This is a genomic window from Arachnia propionica (genome assembly GCF_037055325.1).
GTDB lineage: Bacteria > Actinomycetota > Actinomycetes > Propionibacteriales > Propionibacteriaceae > Arachnia.
In genome coordinates, this window is the sequence record NZ_CP146373.1 from 813,045 (window position 1) to 832,611 (window position 19,567).

Here is a 19,567-nt window from a genome sequence, read left to right on the forward strand (position 1 = left end):
ACATACTGGGGTTCCGTACAGGTTCCCTCGGTCACCACCAGTCCTCGCTTACGCAGTGCCCGCTTGGGACGCCGAGCAGCCATCAGCCCGCGTCCTGAACCGCGGATGGTTCCCCATCAAGGTCGAGCACCCGTCCCAAGAAACTGGGTGCCAGCGAGGGAACCCCACCATAGCGGCCGCTCAAGTAACGCTTCGCCACATTGGCTCCCTTGTGACGGGGGAAATCGGCAAGTGAGTACAGCTCGCTGGCCCCGTCGTTCCCCTTCTCCGTCAGCCAGATCTGCTCCGGCTCCAACTTCACGCTGCTCTGCGGGGAGAGCAGATAGGAGTCGTGTGTGGTACAGATCAGCTGAGACCCATGAGGGTTCTTCTGTTCATCCACGAAGAACCCGATCAACATCTCCACCAGATGGGGATGAAGACTTGAATCGATTTCATCGACAACCAGCACGCCTCCCTGCTGAAGGGTCACCATCGCTGGGATTACCAGCGTGAGCCAAGCCACAGTTCCTGCGCTCTGGCGTTCGAGAGACAACCTTCCCGGCCTCGACCCATCCCCCTGATGTTCGAACCATAGGTTTCTCACCACATCGTCCAAAAAACCTGGAAAGCTTTCTTCGCTCTTGACAAGGTCACTGGCACCAAACAGTTTCTGCTGCACCAAGTTCAGATGCCGCTTGACCTCCAATAGCTCGGGCGGAAGCACTTCTTCATCGAGACCGGCATCGACGATACCGATATCCGCCATCTGCAAGAGAGAAACAACATATTCCCTGGAAGATTCCCCGGCACCCTTAGGGCTCAACAGTATTTCTGCCAAGTTCTTGGCCGTGCTACGCCTGTGGTCTTCACCAAGCGGCAGCACCATGATGCCCCCCAAAAGCCCATCGGCGATCTTTTCCAACTCTCCCCACCCCAGTTGCAGAGCCCTGCTGAGTACGAGCTCACGCTTGGCGACCGGCCCAATCGACCCAAGACCCGGGTGCAATTTCACCGTTCCGGTGGAGTCTCGCAGCAACAGACGTCTGCGACGAGCACCAGGGAGATCGAACAGCGACTCACTCACCACTCCTTCGTCGTCAATCTCGAAGCGATACTGGTGGCGCACTCCGTCAAGTACGAAATCGAAAGCAAATTCGCTGCTGGCTGACATGCTGGAATCATCCAGCGCAAAGGCATCTCGCGGCATCGTTTTTTGATTCAGCCACCCCGAAGCTGACATCTTGATGGCAGACCTCGCGTACCACAGGGCATCGACGATCGCCGACTTTCCGGATGCATTCGCTCCCAGGATCGCCGCCACCGGGTAGGTCTGCTTCTGCCAGGTTTCCCCCTCTCTGGGACGGAGGGTGCGGAAGGACGGCCTGGTGAAATCCAGGACGGCTTCGTCGCGCAGGCTGCGATGGTTCCGCGCAGAGAAACTGAGTAGCAGCATAGCGACATCCTACGCCGGAATCAGCTGTTGAGCGTAAAATTTACGTAGAATGCCCCTTTCAGGCCGAGTTCAGATCCCGAGGCCCGCGACCTCCCCGATGATCGTGACGGCCGGGGGACGCATTCCCTCCGCTTTAGCGGCCTCCGAGATCTCACCGACAGTGGAACGCACCACCCGCATCTGGGGCAGGCCGGCGTTCTCCACCATGGCCGCCGGGGTCAGCGGATCCAGTCCGGCCGCGACCAGGCGTTTGGCGATCAGAGGTAGGTAGAGCACCCCCATCATGATCACGATGGTCAGACCGGATCCCGCCAGGCGGTCCCAGTCGATGTCGCAGCGCTCGTCGCCCGGGGGAACGTGCCCGCTAACCACGGTGTAGCCCTGTGTGACACCGCGATGGGTGATCGGGATCCCTGCCAGCCCGGCACCCGCGATGGATGAAGAGATGCCGGGCACGTAGCTGACGGGAACGCCAGCAGCGAGACAGGCCAGCCATTCCTCGTAGCCCCGCCCGAAGATGAACGGGTCGCCGCCTTTGAAACGCACCACGACCCTGCCTGCCAGGGCCTGCTCGATGAGGATTTCGTTGATCTTTTCCTGCGGAGTGAACTCACCGCGAGGGGTTTTCCCGACAGAAATGATCTCGGCAGTTTCCCCGGCCTCGGCCAGAAGGGCCTCCGGAACCAGACGGTCGGTGACGATCACATCGGCTTCGCGTAGGGCTTTCAACCCGGCAACCGTGATCAGGTCCGGATCGCCCGGACCAGCACCAACAAGAACGACACGACCGCTCATTCCATCTCCTTGCCCAGCGCGTCGACCAAACGGGTCCGAAGCCCGGGTTCAGGAACGCGCACCCTGAACCATTCAGAATCCAGCCCCGGGAAGGTATCACCTCGACGCACTCCAAGCCCACACGCCCTCAATTTCTCACGCAACCCAGCCGGTCCCCGGACCAGCAGGAACGGGGCATCGGAATCGACAACACGCAATCCCAGGGATCGCAGATCAGCGGTCAGAACGTCACGGTTGCCCCGGAGCTCCTCCTGCCAGCGTTGCGTCTCGGTACGCGCCCTCTCGGAACAGATCGCCCGGATGGCCGTCAGGGCAGGGGTTGACACCGCCCAGGGCGTTTGGATCCGGCGGAGAGCATCCACAAGGGTGGGATCGCCGAGAACGTAGCCGACCCGCAGCCCCGCCAGCCCCCAGGTCTTGGTGAGCGAGCGCAGCACGAGCACACCGGTCAGGTCGCCACGAAGCAACGATTGCGACTCCCCCGGCACCGCGTCCATGAATGCCTCATCGACCACGATCACTCGGCCTGGCCTGATCAGTCGCCTGATCTCATCGGCAGGATGCAGCACCCCGGTCGGGTTGGTCGGATTTCCGACGAACACCAGATCCGCCGCATCCGGAACCCGCCCCACATCCAACCGGAACCCTTCTTCCGGCCAGAGCAGCACCCGCTGCGGCAGCACACCCGCGGCTCGAAGCGCAGCCTCAGGTTCGGTGAACTGTGGATGGATCACAGTGGGATGCCGGTACCGCAACCCGCGGGCAACGAAGGTGAACGCCTCCGCCGCCCCGGCAACGGGCAGCACACAGTCCGGTTCGATCCCATGCCATGCAGCGAGCACGTCGATGGTCTCCCCCACCTTCGGGTAAGGAGCCAGTTCCACGTCACGAAGCTCTGCCAGCAGCCACTGCGGAGGGGACGTCAGACGGATGTTCACGGCCAGGTCCTCGATGCCATCCGCGAGCTCCGCATCGCCGTGGTGGTCCAGGTCGAAGTCCCCCAGGGAGGCCACGCCGCGCGGCACAATTCCTACACCTGCGACAGGTTCCGGTCGGTGGCCATGAACCGCCTCGGCAAATCTCTGGGCAAGCTGAGGATGCCCGGCCCAGTGAACGTGAAGATAGGAGGCGTGCACGTTGCCTCGTGCCCATCCGTCAGTCTTAGGACCTTCGGGTGTCTCCCATTCCCAACCAGGTTCGCTTCCGGGTGGGAACTGGGTCGTGGTGCGGTGGAATTCGTGTCCGGTGATTTCCTCCCCGACCCGGGCGTAGAAACCTTCCCGGGTCGTCGTGGCTCGCCGGTACCCGAGGGTTAGTCGCGGCCCCATGGCCGCCACCCCGGGAATCGCGCCGACCATGCCGGTGGCGTCGACACTGCCGGACAGGTACAGCATCCCGGCACACTCCGCCACCACTGGACCTCCGGAGGTCACGAAGTCCGCGATTTCCCGCCGCAGATCGGCACGTGAAGCCAGGGCTGCCGCGTGAACCTCGGGAAACCCTCCCCCCAGATAGATGCCCGCTGTGTTCTCCGGCAGATGCTCATCGGCGGCGGGATCGAAGACCTGCACCCGGCAGCCCGCGGCCTCGAGCAGTTCCACGGTCTCCGGGTAGCGGAAGGTAAAGGCTCTGCCGCCCGCGACCGCAACCACGGGCCGGCGTTCGCTCGGGGGCGTGACCTCCGCGGCTGGTTCCCAGGCGGTGACGTCCAGTTCCGGGGCGGATCGCGCCGCCGCGACCAGGGCATCCAGATCGATGTGCGCGCTGACTTGGGAGGCCAGCCGTTCCATGGTCGCGTTTGCATCGGCCCGTTCTTCCACAGGAACCAGACCGAGGTGCCGCGAGGGCGCTTCGATGGCGGCATCGCGTGGCAGCACCCCAAGAATCGGCAGTCCCATTCCCTCCAGGGCGGACAGCACCTCCTCGTGGTGCCTCGGTGAGGCGACCTTGTTGATGATCACCCCGGCGAAATTCAAGGTCGGGTCGTAGTGAGTCAGGCCGAGCGCGACCGCGGCGACGGAACGCGATGCGTGAGAGGCGTCCAGGCACAGCACGATCGGGGCACCGAGGAGGGCGGCAACATGCGCCGTCGATCCGAAACCGTGGGTACCGAGCTGCCCGTCGAACAGGCCCATCACTCCTTCTATCACGGAGAGCTCGGCTCCTCGGGCGCCGTGGGCCAGCAGGGGCGCCACCCGGTGCTCTCCCGCCAGAAAAGGATCCAGATTGCGCCCCACTCGTCCCGACGCGAGCGCGTGATAGCCGGGGTCGATGAAATCGGGGCCTATCTTGAAACCCTGAACCGCCATCCCGCGGGCGGCCAGCGCCGCGATGATGCCGGTCGTGATGGTGGTTTTGCCCTGCCCCGAGGCGGCGGCGGCCACGACGAAGCGGGGAATATTCACCACTCGATGCCCTTCTGGCCCTTCTGACCCTCGTCGAAGGGATGTTTGATCTTGGTCATGTTCGTGACCAGATTCGCCAGTTCCAGCACCGGTTCGGGGCAGCGGCGGCCAGTGATGACGACGTGCTGAAACCCAGGCCGGTTTGCCAAAGTCTCCACCACCTCGTCAACATCGATCCAGCCCCATTCCATCGGATAGGTGAACTCGTCGAGAACGTAGAGCCCATGGGTCTGATCTGCCAGCCGGCGTTTCACCTCGTCCCATCCGTCACGGGCAGCCCGGACAGGATCGTCCTCGGAGGTTTTTCGCGTCCAGGACCATCCGGAACCCATCTTGTGCCACTCAACGGACCCTCCCTGGCCGGTTTCCTCGTGCAACTTCCCCAGGGCCTCAAGGGCGGTCTGTTCACCAATCCGCCACTTCGCAGATTTCACGAACTGGAACACCCCGATGCTCCATCCCTGGTTCCAGCCGCGCAGCGCCAGGCCGAAGGCTGCCGTGGATTTTCCTTTCCCTTCCCCCTGGTTGACGATCACCATGGGGCGGTTTCGGCGCTGTTTCGTGGTCAGCCCGTCGTCGGGCACGGTTGCTGGGGTTCCCTGGGCCATCAGGCCACCTCCTTGGCTTGCAGGCTGCCGCGCACCACGTCGGTGATGGCAGCGGGGTCGAGTTCGGCCATGGGAATCAGCTCGGCGCCGAGGCGCACCGCCAGGTCCCGGGCCAGGCCGAGACGCATCGGCCCGGTCTCACAGTCGATGACCACGCAGTCGAAACCGCGCATGGCCAGCGCATCCGCAGCTGCCTTCGAACGGGCTAGGGCGCCCTTGCCAGCAGTGGCTCGGCCATCGCTGAGCAACACGAGGATCGGACGCCGGGTCGGGTCCTTGACGGCCTCGGTGGCGAGTACCTGGGCAGCGCATTCGAGGCCCTCCGCGAGCGGAGTTCGTCCACCGTGGGGAAGCTCGCTGAGACGCACGGCGGCTGCCTCGATGGAGCCGGTTGGCGGCAGCACCAGCTCGGCTGAGTCGCCGCGGAAGGTGACCATTCCCACCTTGTCGCGGCGCTGGTAGGCATCCAGCAGCAGCGACAGCACCGCTGTCTTGACCGTCTCCATCCTGCGCTTGGCGCCCATCGACCCGGATGCGTCCACGACGAACAACACCAGATTCGACTCGCGACCCTCGCGGCGCGCACGTCGCACATCATCTCCGGCGATCTTCAGCCGCTCACCGGGGGCGTGACCGCGTTCGGCCTGCCGGGGGGCCGCGGCCTTGATCGTCGCGGGAACATGCCAGGCTCCGGTCCGAGCCCTCGGGTCAACCCCGACCACACGACCGTGACTGGTCAGCGCTCGGCTGCGACGCCCCGGCGATCCCTCGCCCAATCCCTTGGCACGCAGCACCCGCGGCTTGTACGGCTCGCTCGCAGCACTCAACCCGACGGGTGCCCGTCCCTGCTCGGGGTTGGGCGGGGGTGCCTGTTCTCGATCCCTCGTGTCTCCGGATTCAGGCTGTTCAGGGGGTGATTCCTGCTGCGAGGGCGAAGGCTCGGGTGCGTTATTCGGGCCGGAGTCGTCCGGCCCCATCGTCTCGTTCTCGGTTTCCCGGTCGGGTTCGGGTTCCGGATCGGGGTCAGGTTCCGGCTCGTCGTCACCGAGGAGCTGATCAAGCAGTTCCTCGTCGAGGCCGGGCGCGTCAAAAGGTTTGCGGCGGCGACGATGCGGCAGAGCGAGCAGAGCAGCCACGCGAATGTCGGCCCGAGTAACACGGGAACGTCCCTCCCATGCGGCATTGGCTCGGGCAGCGCGGGCCGTGACGATGTCTGCGCGCATACCGTCGACGTCGAAACCAGCACACACCTCCGCGATTTTTCGCAGCATTGAGTCCGGCAACACAACGTCTTCGACTGTACGTTGAGCCGCTGCTATCCGGGTGGCCAATTCAGTCTGTTCGGTCTCGTGCCGGGCGCGGAACCCGGCCGGGTCGAAGTCGAAGGCCATGCGGCGTCGCACGATTTCCACGCGCACATCCGGGTCGCGAGGGGCGGTGACCTCGACGGTCAATCCGAAACGGTCCAGGAGTTGCGGACGCAGTTCTCCTTCCTCCGGGTTCATGGTGCCGACCAGCATCAGACGCGCAGCGTGTGCAACGGACACCCCGTCGCGTTCCACCGTGCTGCGTCCCATGGCCGCGGCGTCGAGGAGAAGATCCACCAGGTGGTCGTGGAGCAGGTTGACCTCGTCGACGTAGAGGATTCCCCGGTGCGCCGCGGCCAGCAGGCCGGGTTCGAAGGAAGTCTGTCCCTTGCCAAGAGCCGCCTGCAGGTCCAGCGATCCCGTGACACGATCCTCGGAGGCACCTACCGGTAGTTCGACCAACGGTACCTGCGCACGATGATGTTCCGGGGTCGGATGGGGGCCGTCGAGGCAGTCGGGATCCGGTCGGGCTGGGTCGCAGCGGAAACGACATCCATCGACGACCTCCTGGCGGGGTAGCACCTCGGTGAGGGCCCGGACCATGGTGGACTTCGCCGTGCCCTTCTCGCCCCGCACCAGGACACCACCAATCTCCGGTGAAATGCTGGCCAGGATCAGGGCTCGCGCCATGTCCCCGGCCCCGAGGACCGCGGTGAATGGAAATTTCATGAGATTCGGGTATGCCTTCCTGTGGGTCCGCGCCCACATCGCAGTTGGCTGGGTCGATGGCCTGGCTCACCCTACGGGTACACAGTGGCGGGACCGCTGCGGATTCGCACCGCATTCCGCGCCCAGCTGCTTCATTGTTCCACAATCCGGATAAGCTCTCTCCTCGTGATCGATGTCGTTGGCGTACCCGCGTCCGGGCTCGACGAGCTTCCAGCGCAACTTCGCGAGCTCGTGGACTCGGCACCGGTCGTTGTGGGTGGCGTCAGGCACCTGGGGATGCTTCCCGACCCCTCGCGTGGTGTGCCGTGGCCCACGCCGCTGCGCGCAGGTGTGGCCGGACTGTTCAAGGAACTCGGTGACGACGTGGTGGTGCTCGCCTCCGGCGATCCGCTCCTGTCCGGGGTCGCCACCACCCTCATGGAGGTGCTGGGTGCCGAACGCATCCGGGTGCACCCTGCTTTGTCTTCTGAAACCCTCGCACGCTCCCGGATGCTGTGGCCCGCGGAGACAACCAGCTGGGTTTCGCTGGTCGGGCGTGATCCCGGGCGCGTGTTGGGGCTGGCCGCTCCCGGCGAGAGGATCATAGCTCTGTCCTCGGATCAAACCACCCCGGGAAAGCTGGCCCGGATCCTGGTGACGGCGGGCTGGGAGACCTCGGCCATGACGGTGCTCGGCAACCTCGGCACGCCGCGGGAGACGCGGCAGGATTTCACAGCACAAACCCTTGCCACACACCAGGAAAAGCTGCCGCGCCTGAACGTGATTGCCATTGAATTCGGTGCCGGCAAGTATCCGGTGGGAGCCGGGCCGCTGCTGTCCGATGACTCTTTCACCAATGACGGACAGCTGACGAAGCAACCGATACGGCTATTCGCGTTGGCGGCGTTGGCTCCGGCACGTGGCCAGGTGCTGTGGGACATCGGAACGGGGTCTGGAAGCATAGGAATCTCTTGGTGCCGCAGCGCTCCCGGTACCCGCACCATCGCCTTTGAGAAACGCGGCGATCGTGCTGCCCGGGCCCGGGGCAATGCGGAGCGTTTGGGTGTGGCCGACCGCTTCGAGGTGCGGGTGGGGGACGCCTTGGCCCTGATGTCCGATCCGTCGTTGCCCGCCCCGGACGCCATTTTCTTCGGTGGGGGCGCCAACGCGAGCACCTGCGAGGTCGCGCTGGCCGCACTTCCTGTCGGAGGGCGACTGGTGATCCACTCCGTCACACTTGAGACTGAGGCCTTGCTTGCCGGCCTACAGACCCGGGTGGGCGGCGAGTTGACGAAGGTCTCGTTGGAGACCGCGATGCCTCTCGGGTCGTTCCGTGGGTGGAAACCAGCACGCGCCGTCACCTGCTATTCGTTGATAAAGGAGACCCCATGACCGTTCACTTCATCGGTGCCGGACCGGGTGCCGCCGACCTGCTGACCCTGCGTGGCGCCGAGCTGCTGCGCACGTCCCCGGTCTGTTTGTACGCAGGTACCTACATCGAGCAGGTGCTGACCCACTGCCCTGCAGACGGGGAGCGGATTGACACCCAGCACCTGAACCTGGACGCCATCACTGAGCATCTGGTTCGGGCGCACCGTGAAGGCAAGGATGTTGCCCGGCTGTGTTCCGGGGACCCCTCGATCTATTCGGCCATCGCGGAGCAAACCCGCCGTCTCGACGAGGCCGGTGTGCCGTGGGATGTCACGCCCGGGGTTCCCGCCTATGCAGCTGCCGCTTCGTTGATCGGCAAGGAGTTGACGACCCCAGAAGTGGCGCAGACGGTGATTCTGACGCGCGCCCAAAAGGAGTCGACCGCCATGCCGGAAACCGAACATCTGAAGTATCTGGCGGCTTCGAAAGCGACCTTGGCGATTCACCTGGCCATCCGCCACACCGCCCATCTGCAGGAGCAGCTGCTTCCCCATTACGGCGCCGACTGCCCAGTCGTGATTGTCGCTAAGGCCACTCAGCCGGATCAACAACTCATCCGCACCACTGTCGCGGGTATGCATGATGCCGCGGTCGCCTCGGGACTGCGCCAGGCAACGATCATTCTCGTTGGTGAGGCTCTGCGGGCCAAGGATTTCGCGGAGTCGCACCTCTACAGTTCCCGCTGCATTCCAGCGGACTGAGCCGGTTCTCCACACAATTTTTCCCGGCCCAAGCGCCGAGGCCACGCAGAGCCTAGGATCGTGTCATGAGGAGCGTTCGGAAATACGGCGAGCGCGGTGCCATAACGGTGTGGACAGCGGTCGTACTGATCGGTTTCATCGTGATCATCGGAATCGGAGTGGATTTCTCCGGTCACGCTAGAGCCACACAGGAGGCCCGTGGCATCGCAGCAGAAGCAGCCCGGGCAGGCCAGCAACACCTAAAACTGACGAGCGGAAACCTGAAACCCTCACCTGATATCGCGAAACAAGCAGCCGAGAAATACGTGGCGGCGTCCCGATTCCGCGGCACTGCCCAAATGATCGGCGGCACTGTCATCGAGGTCAAAGTGACGGGAGAATACACCTGTATGTTCCTGAACATCATCGGGATCAGAACCCTTCCGGTCAGGGCAGAAGGAACCTCCAAACTACATTCCTCCTAGAAAACCTGACACAACGGCCTACCGACTCACGCCCGCAACGGTCCGTACATGGCCGCCGTCCACGGATTCCTTCAACCACCTCTCACGTGGCAGGGTCAGCAGCCGTGTTTGTTGTGGTTGGTAGGACAGGGCGCTAGCGCGGTCGGGGTACCAGTCGGGTTCGGAGACGGCGACGGTGACGGCACACTGTGGCGCCTCCCGTTAGGAATGTTGACCGCGAACGCCTCGATCACACTCGTGTGCACCTGAGACGACAAATCCATCTCAATAGTTCCCTGCTGCCCCAAACCACTCCACACAATCACCCAATGCGCGGTCGCAGTGATCGTGTAATCCCCACGCTGATGATAGACATACCCACACGTCGGCGACGGCTTGTCGTCTTTCTGCCAGGCGAGGTGTTCCATTCCCTTGTCACACACCTTGGTATCCCCATTGCCCATCTCCCACGTCACCTTCGTCACCGCCGCAGTGGCCGTGATCGCATACCCTGCTTCGGTCACGGTCTTGGTGACCGGCCCCCACGTCGTGGGACCTGGATCCCTGATCCACATCCAGTTGTGCCACCCCACATAGTTATGCCCTGTAGGCAGCTTTTCCAACGGGTCAGGCCACAACCCAATCTCCGGAGCACGAAGATCCATCCGCTCCACCGCGACCTTCGCCAACACCACAGGCTCCGGCGCACCCGCAGGAACAGCGGGCTCATCGCTAGGAGGAGTGGGTAGACCGGGAAAATATCTGGCGCAGGTCCCGTCAGGCTTGTAGAGCCCGCACTGGTCCGAAGAACGGTGTTGACCGGTCGAACCCCGCCCAGACTTCCCAGGACGACCAGGTTTCCCGGGCTGCCCACCAGACCCCGGAACCCCGACCTCAAGCCGGCAAGATCCACTTTTCACATCTTCTCGGGCGCATCGGATAATGCCGTCGGCATGGGCCAGCTGTGGAGACAGACCGGCTTCTGCCAACAGACACACCACAACAACAGCGATGACCACGAGGCGTCTCATGCCGAACACCCCAACGCCCTATCGTTCGTGGCATCCCCGAACTTCCACCCCTCCTCGGTTTTGACCACAGTCACATTCCACCGCAGATACCGCGACCGCCCCGGCAGCTTCACGCTCTTCCCGGTCGCCGAATCAATCACATCGACCTTCCCGCCATCCGTGCACATCTGCACATCCACCGTCCGCACGCCATCAACCTCGACCGGCTCCGACGCACCCGTGATGTGAACGACCGTGGCCCCTGTTTGCACATGCCCTTGCCTGAGATAGTCGTTCAGATCTTCCATGTCCATTTCTTGACTCTGCCCCGTGGTGATGTCCTTCAAAGGCTGAGAATCACCATCAGGATTACCAAACACCTCGTCAGAGATACGGAAGTACTCGATGACGGTATTGGCTGCCTCCAGCTGCTCCGGGGTGAAGGTCTCCGACGGCTGCGGCCCCGACGGCGTCACCGACTTCGACGGCCGCGAAGACGAAACCTCAGAAGACGGCGATTCGGAAGACGGCGACAACGAGACAGGACTCCCTGACCCCGACACACCACCCCCCGGAGCAGACGACCCCCCGCTACACGACACCAGCACCGAGATCACCGCCGCAACCACACCGACACGACACGCCACCATCTGACTCATCACACAACACCTCCATTGGTGCCACAAATCCCGAACCGGCCCCTCCGCCCCGGGATTCCACCGACACTAGAACCACACACCACCACTTGGAGACAACAAAGGGAAACTCTGACCAAAAGTTAAGGTGGCGTCGCGGAGCGAGTCCCTGACCCGGGAATGAGGCAGCCCCGGAGCAGCAGCCCACCAAGTTTCGAAGGAGCAGCCCGCCGAACCCAATCACGAAGGCCTCCGCACCGCCATGGATTCAACCGCCCGAGAAATCAGGCAGGGGTTCCCGTGACAGGTTTTCTCAGGGCTGAACCGGGGCTGACCCCAATGGCGCTCTCACGGCAGCAGCGTGACACTGGAATACATGACCACGTCGAACATCAGTGACGCCACTCGAGAGAAAGCCATCGAAATCGTTCAGCGCGCCTACGCCGAAGGACGCATCAATGAGCCGGAACTGGAGCATCGGTTGGATCTGATTCTCGAGGCAGATTCACAACAGCAGCTCCGCCTGGCGGTCGCGGACCTGCCCGCCCCGCCACAGACACTGGCCCCGACGCAATCACACGCAGCCGTTTCTCGACCTGCCACGTCCTCCAGTGACATGGCGGCGTTGATTCACTTTTCCGGGCTGTTCTCTGGGCCAATCGGCCCAGGCCTGGCCTGGTTGGTGACCAAGAAGAATTCGACAGTCAATCGCGAAGCAGCGAAAGCGTTGAACTACCAGCTCCTGGCTGTCGCGGGCTTCGTGGCGGCCATGGTTCTGAGCATCATAGGCTTCGGAATTCCGGCTTTCCTGTGGTCAGTGGGGTGTCTGGCACTCACGATCATCAGCGCTGTCAAGGCGAGCCGAGGCGAAGACTGGGAGAATCCTCTGACCCAGATCACTGGTTTCCGACCCATCACGTATTGATCTCTTTCTTGAACACCAATTCGCCCGGACATCCTTTTCGCTCCAGGCGCCACGAACTCGGCGAACTTCCGACGTCAATCAGTACCGCATTCAGTCCCCAGATGCATCGGGAATCCAGAGCTCCGGAGCCCCAGCTCCGTCAAAGAGATGCCCCGGCAGCCACATGGGGTTTGCCAGATGTCCCCCGAGGCACTCATCGATCCGGCCAAGTTCAGGATCCACGTCACTTCGTTCCTCGACTGGGCGCCCTTCTCCTCTCAGGACCTTGAGCCTGGAGGTTTTCCGAGGAATTTCCAAGGACGTTAATTTGAACTCCTTCATTTTTCTCATGAGAACAACCATTTCTTGTGAAATTCTTTTGATTCGCATGTGGGAATCGCGAGCAGGTATCTCAGCGACCCCGTGAACCCGACAATGGGTTCGTTTCAGCCGGTGAACCAGCGCTGCCTGACGTGCTCAAGGCTGGTGGCGGGGATTTCCCACCCCAACGCCGCGGACAGCTGCAGCAGGATTGGTTGACGCAGGCGGGCGGTCGCCAGGAGTTCAGCGTCACTGAGCAGCTCCACGAGTCCGCCCTGCCGCAACCTCCCATCAGTCATCACAGCGGCGTGAGTGGCGAAAGCCAGGGCGTTGTCCACCTCGTGTGTCGAGAACACCAGCGTGGTGCCCCGCGCATTGATCTCCTCCAGCGTCTGCAACAGAGCCTCCACGCCTGCGGGATCCAGTCCCGCTGTCGGCTCGTCGAGCAGCAGCACGTCCACATTCATCGCCAACGCGCCGGCGATGACCACTCGTTTCCGTTCCCCGTAGCTGAGCTGATGGGTGGGACGGTCAGCCAGGTGCTCAATACCCATGGCGGATATCGCCGAATCCGTAGCCGCGGCCGCTTCAGCCTCGGACAGCCCGAGGTTCAGCGGACCGAAACTCACATCCTGCCGCACGTCCGCGGAGAACAATTGATAATCCGGATCCTGCAGCACCAACTGCACTCGACGACGATGTGCCCTGAGCCCTGCACGGTCGAAACGCACCGGCTCCCCGTCGAGAAAAACCTGGCCAGCCGATGGCCGGTGTGCTCCTGCGATGGTGCGCAGCAGAGTGGTCTTGCCCGAGCCGTTGGCGCCGAGCAACGCCATCCTGGCCCCTGCGGGAACCTCCACATCCAGGCCCCGCAGCACCTCGCGCCCATCGAAACCTGCGACAATCCCAGTCGCCGCCACTCTCATCGTGTCCACAGCGCCACTCCCCACACGAGGATCATCCCTGCCAGCACCCAGACCGGAAGATGCCGGTTTCCACGCCGGGATGGCAGGGTGGCCAAGGTTGATTCGTGTCCCCGAATGGCCAGACCATCGGTCAGGCGTGCAGATGCCAACCAGGTCCGTACAGCGACCGCACCAACCAGTTGCCCCGTCTCGGCGAACCGTCGCTTCATGGGCCCGGTACCGCCGAGTCGTTGCTGCTGTGCCTGGCGTACCAGAACCAGCGAGTTCCACGCAGTGAAGATCATCCGGTACATGAGAGAGGCAATCTCGATCAGGGTGGCCGGTACGTGCAGTTTCCTCAACCAGCTGAGCAGATCCACCATGGGGGTGGTCATGGCCAGCACCAGCACTCCCAGCGTCCCGGCCGTCGCCCGCAGCAGCAGACCGATTCCCAAGGCGATGTCGGCCTCCCGGATCCCCAGCCAACCCCAACGCCAGCCCGGTCCCTCAAAAGCGCCAATCGTCAACGTCGCCGAGACCGCTCCCAGAAGAATGAACACCGCGGGGGCGGTCATGGCGGCGACCACCATGCGGGCCGGAATCCTGGCGACGGCAAGGGCCGCGATGGCCAGCGCAGCGACGAGTACCGCGGTTGGCCAGGGATGAGCCAGCAGCGCCGTCAGCACGAGCAGCAGCGACAGTCCCACCTTCTGACCGACCGGAACGGCCCGCCAGGGACTACCCCAGGCGGCGTCGTCCAGGCCACTAATTCTCAACGGAAGCGGACCTCGCTGCTTCTTTCTCGGCCTTGCGCCTGCCGGACATGCGACCGAGGCAGTAGAACATGATCCCGGAGCCGAGAGCGGCCTGCATGGCGAACAGACCCGACTCGACCTCATCGCCCGCAGGTGGGGCGACAGGCTTGAACCAGGGCTCGGCGCCGTTCTCCTCCAGGATGTCGGTCACGGCCGAGTCGGTGCCACCAAACTCGGATTCGGCGGGAGCGGTGTAGAACGGGATGCAGAACAGCAGCACCAGGGCGATGAGGCCCGCGATGATTCCCCACTTGTTCAGTTTCATGACGCCACCTCCACATCTTTGCGGGAGAGCACACCGAGCTTCGACAACTCGGGCGATGCCACCTTGGCCAAGAAGGAGAATAGGAACACGCCGAGAACGCCCTCGGCAAGAGCCAGCGGAATCTGGGTCAGGGCGAAAATAGATATGAATTTCATCAGGGTGGCTCCGAAACTGCCTTCGGTGCCCGGGTACGCGATGGCCAGCTGGAAGCTCGTGACGACATAGGTGCTGAGGTCTGCGACGGCCATGGCGAGGAACACCGCCACCATCGTGTTGATCTTCCTGAACAGTACCCACATCAGATAGCCACACCACGGGCCCGCGATGGCCATGGAGAACACGTTCGCCCCGAGGGTCGTGACTCCTCCGTGCGCCAGCAGGATCGCCTGGAACAGCAGGACGATGGTGCCGAGGAAAGCCAGGACCGGAGGTTTGAACAGCACGGCTCCGGCTCCCGTCCCGGTCGGGTGCGAAGAGGAACCCGTGACCGAGGGCAGCTTCACCGCCGACAGCGCGAAGGTGAAGGCGCCGGCAGCTGCCAACAGGAGTTTGGAATCAGGATCCTTGCGCACCTGTCTCACGACGGCTCTGGCCCCGTGGACCACGAACGGCGCCGAGGCCACGAACCAGGCAGCAGCCTGCAGGGGAGGCAGGAAGCCCTCTGCGATATGCATGACGAAAACATCCCTTCTGCGGAATCTTGCGTTCCGCGACGGGGCGTGGGACGAGTTCCTGACTCACCTGGTTTGGCTCACAGTGGCGCGACCGTCCCGGAATTCCACCGGGTTCCTCGTGACTAACCCACGCTTCGGGCCTCACCCTACCGGAACGAAACGCGGTGTCCACACTCTGCCGGAAGCAGTTACCCGGGTCAGGGAGGACCCGATGATCACGAGAGTTTTCATGTCCACGTAATCCGGATCGAAATCACCCAGGGTGGTGACGGTGCACGACTCCTCCGCCCGCCCGACGTCGCGGGCCAGCACCACCACGGTCTTCGGGGAACGTTCCTCGAGCAGCACGGCCTTGGCGGCGTGGAGCTGGTCGGGACGGGCCACGGAACGTGGGTTGTAGATGGCCACCGCAACATCTGCCCTGCTCAGGTGTCGCAGCCGGTCCGCGACGACCTCCCAGGGCTTCAACCGATCCGACAGCGACAAACACGCGAAGTCACCGCCGAGTGGGGCCCCTGCCAGTGCGGCAGCCGCCTGGGCCGCGGTGATGCCGGGCACTACCCGGATCTCCACCTCGGCGTAGCACGGATCCTCGGCTGCCTCGAATGTGGCAGCGGCCATGGCGAACACACCCGCATCCCCACCCGAGACGATGGCGACGTCCTGACCCGTCAGAGCCAGGTCCAGTGCTTCCCGCGCCCGCTCCACCTCCACGGTGTTTCCCGAGGGGTGCAGGGTGAGCCCGGGCCTGGCGGGAACGCGTCTGACGTAGGGCGCGTAACCAAAGACGTGCTGCACTCCGCCCAGCACTTCACGGGCCTCGGGGCTGAGCCACTTCTCGGGTCCGGGCCCGAGCCCCACCACCGAAACAGTGGCTCGCCGCGGTCCGGTCACGGGCTGGTCCGGGACGTGTCGCCCCGCGTCATCAGCACGGCGATCCCGTCCTGGCACCACGACGATCGCGAAGTAGGGAACCGTCGCAGGATCGACATCGGCAACCGGCAACGCCCGCTGCTCCTCCCACGTGGCCCGCTCCACATAGATTGCTCGCTCCAGCAGTCCCGCGGAGATCAGTGCAGCACGCACCTTTGGAAAGTTACGTCCCAGCTTCATGACCACTGCCGCATCGGTCTGCGCGAGCCGCCAGGCCAGTTCCGGTTCACTCATCGTGCCCGCGAGAATCGTCACCACATCCTCGTGACGGCTGAGCGCAGTGGCCACGGTCGATGTCGCGCCCTGGATGGATGTGACTCCCGGCACGACCCTGCAGTCCATATCCTTCAACCGATCCAGCAGATACATGTTCGTGGAGAAGAACAGCGGATCTCCCTCGGCCAGAAGCACCACGTCACCGTTCTCGAGGAGTTCCCTCAGCCGCACAGCAGAGGCGTCGTAGAAATCGGCCATGGCCCCGTCATAACCCCGAATGTGGTCGGTGGTACCGGTGGTCACGGGGTACTCGAAGATATCCACAGGAGTTGTGTCGGCGATGTGTTCCCGTGCGATGCGTAGGGCAATCGACTCCTTCCCCGGCCCGGAGAAACACGCGACCGCACTGGCCTCTCGGATGAGACGGGCGGCCTTCACGGTGAGCAATTCGGGATCGCCGGGCCCCACGCCGACAGCCCACAGAATTCCGGTCACAGCTCGGACTCACTCGCCAGAGCATTGATCGCCGAAGCGGCCAGCGCCGATCCTCCACGATGTCCGTGAACCACGAGCCACGGCACCCCGACATCGGAATCCGCGAGGGCCTGTTTCGACTCCGCCGATCCGACGAACCCGACAGGTACGCCGATGATCGCCGCGGGACGCGGCCCGCCGTCGGCGATCAGCTCCAGAAGGTGGAACAGCGCAGTCGGGGCGTTTCCGATGGCGACCACCGCGCCCTCCAGGTCATCACCCCACAGCGACACCGCGGCTGCGGAGCGGGTGGTTCCCCACTCATCGGCCAGCACCGCTGCTTGCTGATCACGCAGAAGACAGCGCACCTCGTTGTCGGCGGGAAGGCGCCTACGGGTAATGCCGGAGTTGATCATGTTCGCATCGACGAAAATCGGTGCTCCTCCCCGCAGGGCCCCGCGTGCTGCGGACACCAGATCGGGATGGAAGACAATGTGTCTGGGCAGGTCGAGGTCACCGGCGGCATGGATCATGCGCACCACCACCCGGGCCTCGTCGAGGGTGAAGGCTGTCAGGTCCGTCCCTTCCCTGACGATACGAAATGACTCCGCGTAGATGGCGGGGCCATTGGTCTCATACGAGTAACGTCTCGCAGGTCGTTTCACCATTGTGCTCACCTACCAACCGCGGTCAGAACGGCCTCGACATTCGCTGGCGCAATGAGCCCCACGTGTTCTCCACCGGGCTCACCACAGACCCGATCGCAGCCAGAGATGTGCACGAGGTGATGGAACGGTGCGGGATGCGCGGTGGCCACCTCCTCCGCAATGGCTCGAGTATCGACCTGTGCGTTGTTGCATGGCTTGCCATAGCAGGCGGTGAGCGTCATCCACACAGATTCGGGGCACGTCATCAGGCCCACGGCCGCCAATTCTTCGAGACGATCCGCCGCTCCTGGGATAACGACTCCGCGCCACGGCGTGAACACGATCCGCCCCTTGCTGCAGTCGGCTGCGACGCGTTGCAGCGCCTCGGCCTGAGGCAGGGTCAGCAACCCCAAGGGAACGCCCACCACGGCTGCTCCCGCATGCGCCCCGTACCTGAGGGGGCGTTCTGCCGCGGGGCGCTGGAAGTCGATTTCTTCCCCGATGCCCTCGAGGAGGGCGGCGGGATTGGCCAGTTCACGCACATGCCAGGCAGGTTTGTCCCCGAACTCGGCAGCAGCCAGGAAGCGGTGCGCCAACTCGATCAGCGTCGAAACGGCCTCGGCAGCCGCGATTTCGCGCGCCTCGTCGCAGCCGCCGACGAAGACCACGCCCCGCCCGCCGGGAAGGGCCCGATAGCCCAGATCGAAGGCTTCACCCAGCACATCGTCGGAGCCGTCGTCGAAGACGAACAGGAAGCGCCCCGGCAGGTTCGGCAGTTCGGGATCGGCGATGATGGCGGCGTCGAGTTCACGCACGACCCCGGAGAGGTCGGCATTGACGGGGGCGATGGAGGTCAGGGGTGAGCACACCACGGTGCGGATGCGTTCATGTGCCGGGGACGGCATGAGCCCGGTGGCGAAAGCGTCACGCACGAAGTCAGCCGGGACCGGTTCGGGCAGGGCGCGCACCTGGAGGTTGTTTCGGCTGGTGATCTGGATCTCCGAGTTTGCGTAGCGAGCTGCCAGTTTCGCGACGGCAACGATCTGATCCGCATGGACGAAGCCACCGGGTAGCCGTAGGCGAACCATGTTTCCGTCCACGGTGCGGTAGGGACGGAGGAGGCCGGGGCAACGGTCACGTTCAACGGTTCGGATCATGCCCGCCATTGTGCCCGCCCGGTCCCAGGGTGTCATCTGGGACTACGATGTCCGCGATGTTGACCTTCGAGTACCGCGGCCTGGGGCCCGACCACTTCCGCAGCGACTACCAGGAATCCTGGGACTACCAACGCCGGGTGCACGCCGAGGTCGCGACTGGAAGACGACCTGGGCACGTAATACTGCTGGAACACGAACCGGTCTACACGGCGGGACGGGCCACACGACCCGAGGAACGTCCCTTCGACGGCACCCCTGTGGTGGACGTGGACCGAGGAGGCAAGATCACCTGGCACGGCCCCGGCCAACTCACCGGCTACCCGATCCTGCCCCTGCCCGCTGGCGTCGGGGTGGTGGATCCGATCCGGCGTTTCGAGGACGCAATCATCGACCTTTTAAGCAGCTACGGCCTGGAAGGACAGCGCATCACCGGCAGGACCGGGGTGTGGCTGCCCGCCTCCAGGAGCCGACAGGAACGCAAGATCTGCGCCATAGGAATCAGGGTTGCCAGACGGACCACCCTGCACGGTTTCGCCCTCAACGTGCTCCCGAACCAGGAAGCGTTCGGAAACATTGTTCCTTGCGGCATCAGCGATGCCGGAGTGACCTCACTGGCTGAGGAATTGCCGGGGACATGGAACGTCGCAGCGGTCGCCCACGACCTGGAACCCCATCTCCGCAGGTATTTGAAGACCTTCACTCACGACGCGAATTTCTCAGAGGCTCCTCTGGGGGCGTGACGGACCACACGGCCAGCGTCTCAGCAGGTATCATCCCC

20 protein-coding genes and 2 riboswitches are annotated in these 19,567 nt (G+C 63.8%); of the genes, 6 read left to right on the forward strand and 14 right to left on the reverse strand.

Translation table 11 applies throughout. The features are described 5' to 3' along the window. Positions 1–82: 82 nt before the first annotated feature. The 5 genes from V7R84_RS03810 to V7R84_RS03830 all read right to left on the reverse strand — a co-directional run bounded on the left by V7R84_RS03810 (position 83) and on the right by V7R84_RS03830 (position 7,279). Positions 83–1,435 carry an ATP-binding protein gene (locus V7R84_RS03810; protein ID WP_338572211.1) on the reverse strand — a complete coding sequence of 451 codons (1,353 nt, stop codon included), beginning with the start codon at positions 1,433–1,435 and terminating at the stop codon, positions 83–85. Positions 1,436–1,504: 69 nt separating this feature from the next. Beyond that, positions 1,505–2,230 carry a uroporphyrinogen-III C-methyltransferase gene (gene cobA, locus V7R84_RS03815; protein WP_338572213.1) on the reverse strand — a complete coding sequence of 242 codons (726 nt, stop codon included), beginning with the start codon at positions 2,228–2,230 and terminating at the stop codon, positions 1,505–1,507. Further along, a complete protein-coding gene (locus V7R84_RS03820; RefSeq protein ID WP_338572214.1) occupies positions 2,227–4,635 on the reverse strand; it encodes a cobyrinate a,c-diamide synthase in 2,409 nt (802 codons plus the stop codon). Before V7R84_RS03820 ends, cobA begins: the two co-directional genes overlap by 4 nt. Beyond that, complete coding sequence (gene cobO, locus V7R84_RS03825; RefSeq protein ID WP_338572216.1) at positions 4,632–5,243, reverse strand: cob(I)yrinic acid a,c-diamide adenosyltransferase; 612 nt, start codon at positions 5,241–5,243, stop codon at positions 4,632–4,634. The genes V7R84_RS03820 and cobO overlap by 4 nt, the downstream gene beginning before the upstream one ends. Continuing rightward, positions 5,243–7,279 carry a putative cobaltochelatase gene (locus tag V7R84_RS03830; protein WP_338572218.1) on the reverse strand — a complete coding sequence of 679 codons (2,037 nt, stop codon included), beginning with the start codon at positions 7,277–7,279 and terminating at the stop codon, positions 5,243–5,245. Before V7R84_RS03830 ends, cobO begins: the two co-directional genes overlap by 1 nt. A 57-nt stretch (positions 7,280–7,336) precedes the next feature. After that, positions 7,337–7,396: riboswitch (cobalamin riboswitch) on the reverse strand. A 48-nt stretch (positions 7,397–7,444) separates the two neighbouring features. On the opposite strand from V7R84_RS03830, the gene cbiE reads away from it, so the two are divergent. From cbiE to V7R84_RS03845, 3 genes are all read left to right on the forward strand, one after another. Further along, entirely contained in the window at positions 7,445–8,650 is a 1,206-nt protein-coding gene (gene cbiE, locus V7R84_RS03835; protein ID WP_338572219.1) for a precorrin-6y C5,15-methyltransferase (decarboxylating) subunit CbiE, read from the forward strand. After that, positions 8,647–9,390 carry a precorrin-4 C(11)-methyltransferase gene (gene cobM / locus V7R84_RS03840; protein WP_338572221.1) on the forward strand — a complete coding sequence of 248 codons (744 nt, stop codon included), beginning with the start codon at positions 8,647–8,649 and terminating at the stop codon, positions 9,388–9,390. The genes cbiE and cobM overlap by 4 nt, the downstream gene beginning before the upstream one ends. 65 nt (positions 9,391–9,455) lie before the next feature. Continuing rightward, on the forward strand, positions 9,456–9,854 hold the full coding sequence (locus tag V7R84_RS03845) for a pilus assembly protein TadG-related protein (protein ID WP_338572224.1): 399 nt from the start codon (positions 9,456–9,458) through the stop codon (positions 9,852–9,854). 95 nt (positions 9,855–9,949) lie between these two features. Here V7R84_RS03845 and V7R84_RS03850 read toward each other — a convergent pair whose 3' ends face one another. Both V7R84_RS03850 and V7R84_RS03855 read right to left on the reverse strand, forming a co-directional pair. Continuing rightward, complete coding sequence (locus V7R84_RS03850; protein ID WP_338572226.1) at positions 9,950–10,522, reverse strand: hypothetical protein; 573 nt, start codon at positions 10,520–10,522, stop codon at positions 9,950–9,952. 338 nt (positions 10,523–10,860) lie between these two features. After that, positions 10,861–11,151: a hypothetical protein gene (locus V7R84_RS03855; RefSeq protein WP_338572228.1), complete on the reverse strand. Its 291-nt coding sequence runs from the start codon at positions 11,149–11,151 to the stop codon at positions 10,861–10,863. A 97-nt stretch (positions 11,152–11,248) separates the two neighbouring features. Here V7R84_RS03855 and V7R84_RS03860 point away from each other — a divergent pair, with 97 nt between their 5' ends. Beyond that, positions 11,249–11,497, forward strand: coding sequence for a hypothetical protein (locus V7R84_RS03860; RefSeq protein ID WP_338572229.1), 249 nt, complete (start codon positions 11,249–11,251; stop codon positions 11,495–11,497). Between the two features lie 357 nt (positions 11,498–11,854). Beyond that, the gene (locus V7R84_RS03865; protein WP_338572231.1) at positions 11,855–12,403 is read left to right on the forward strand and encodes a DUF1707 and DUF4870 domain-containing protein; all 549 of its coding nucleotides are present in this window, start codon (positions 11,855–11,857) and stop codon (positions 12,401–12,403) included. A 425-nt stretch (positions 12,404–12,828) separates the two neighbouring features. On the opposite strand, the gene V7R84_RS03870 is transcribed toward V7R84_RS03865, so the two are convergent. The 7 genes from V7R84_RS03870 to V7R84_RS03900 all read right to left on the reverse strand — a co-directional run bounded on the left by V7R84_RS03870 (position 12,829) and on the right by V7R84_RS03900 (position 18,789). After that, positions 12,829–13,629 (reverse strand): energy-coupling factor ABC transporter ATP-binding protein, encoded by an 801-nt coding sequence (locus tag V7R84_RS03870; RefSeq protein WP_338573815.1) that lies wholly within the window; start codon positions 13,627–13,629, stop codon positions 12,829–12,831. Then, a complete protein-coding gene (gene cbiQ, locus V7R84_RS03875; RefSeq protein ID WP_338572234.1) occupies positions 13,626–14,384 on the reverse strand; it encodes a cobalt ECF transporter T component CbiQ in 759 nt (252 codons plus the stop codon). Before cbiQ ends, V7R84_RS03870 begins: the two co-directional genes overlap by 4 nt. Then, positions 14,374–14,688 carry an energy-coupling factor ABC transporter substrate-binding protein gene (locus V7R84_RS03880; RefSeq protein WP_338572235.1) on the reverse strand — a complete coding sequence of 105 codons (315 nt, stop codon included), beginning with the start codon at positions 14,686–14,688 and terminating at the stop codon, positions 14,374–14,376. Before V7R84_RS03880 ends, cbiQ begins: the two co-directional genes overlap by 11 nt. Continuing rightward, on the reverse strand, positions 14,685–15,362 hold the full coding sequence (locus tag V7R84_RS03885) for an energy-coupling factor ABC transporter permease (protein ID WP_338572236.1): 678 nt from the start codon (positions 15,360–15,362) through the stop codon (positions 14,685–14,687). Before V7R84_RS03885 ends, V7R84_RS03880 begins: the two co-directional genes overlap by 4 nt. Positions 15,363–15,393: 31 nt before the next feature. Next, positions 15,394–15,526, reverse strand: a riboswitch (cobalamin riboswitch). Beyond that, positions 15,504–17,006: a precorrin-3B C(17)-methyltransferase gene (gene cobJ / locus V7R84_RS03890; protein ID WP_338572238.1), complete on the reverse strand. Its 1,503-nt coding sequence runs from the start codon at positions 17,004–17,006 to the stop codon at positions 15,504–15,506. Its footprint overlaps the riboswitch before it by 23 nt. Next, positions 17,003–17,653, reverse strand: a complete 651-nt coding sequence (locus V7R84_RS03895; protein ID WP_338572240.1) for a precorrin-8X methylmutase — start codon at positions 17,651–17,653, stop codon at positions 17,003–17,005. The genes cobJ and V7R84_RS03895 overlap by 4 nt, the downstream gene beginning before the upstream one ends. A gap of 5 nt (positions 17,654–17,658) precedes the next feature. Next, positions 17,659–18,789, reverse strand: a complete 1,131-nt coding sequence (locus V7R84_RS03900; protein ID WP_338572242.1) for a nitrite reductase — start codon at positions 18,787–18,789, stop codon at positions 17,659–17,661. A 56-nt stretch (positions 18,790–18,845) separates the two neighbouring features. Between V7R84_RS03900 and lipB the strand changes: the two genes are divergently transcribed. After that, on the forward strand, positions 18,846–19,529 hold the full coding sequence (lipB, locus tag V7R84_RS03905) for a lipoyl(octanoyl) transferase LipB (RefSeq protein ID WP_412728083.1): 684 nt from the start codon (positions 18,846–18,848) through the stop codon (positions 19,527–19,529). Positions 19,530–19,567: the final 38 nt, after the last annotated feature.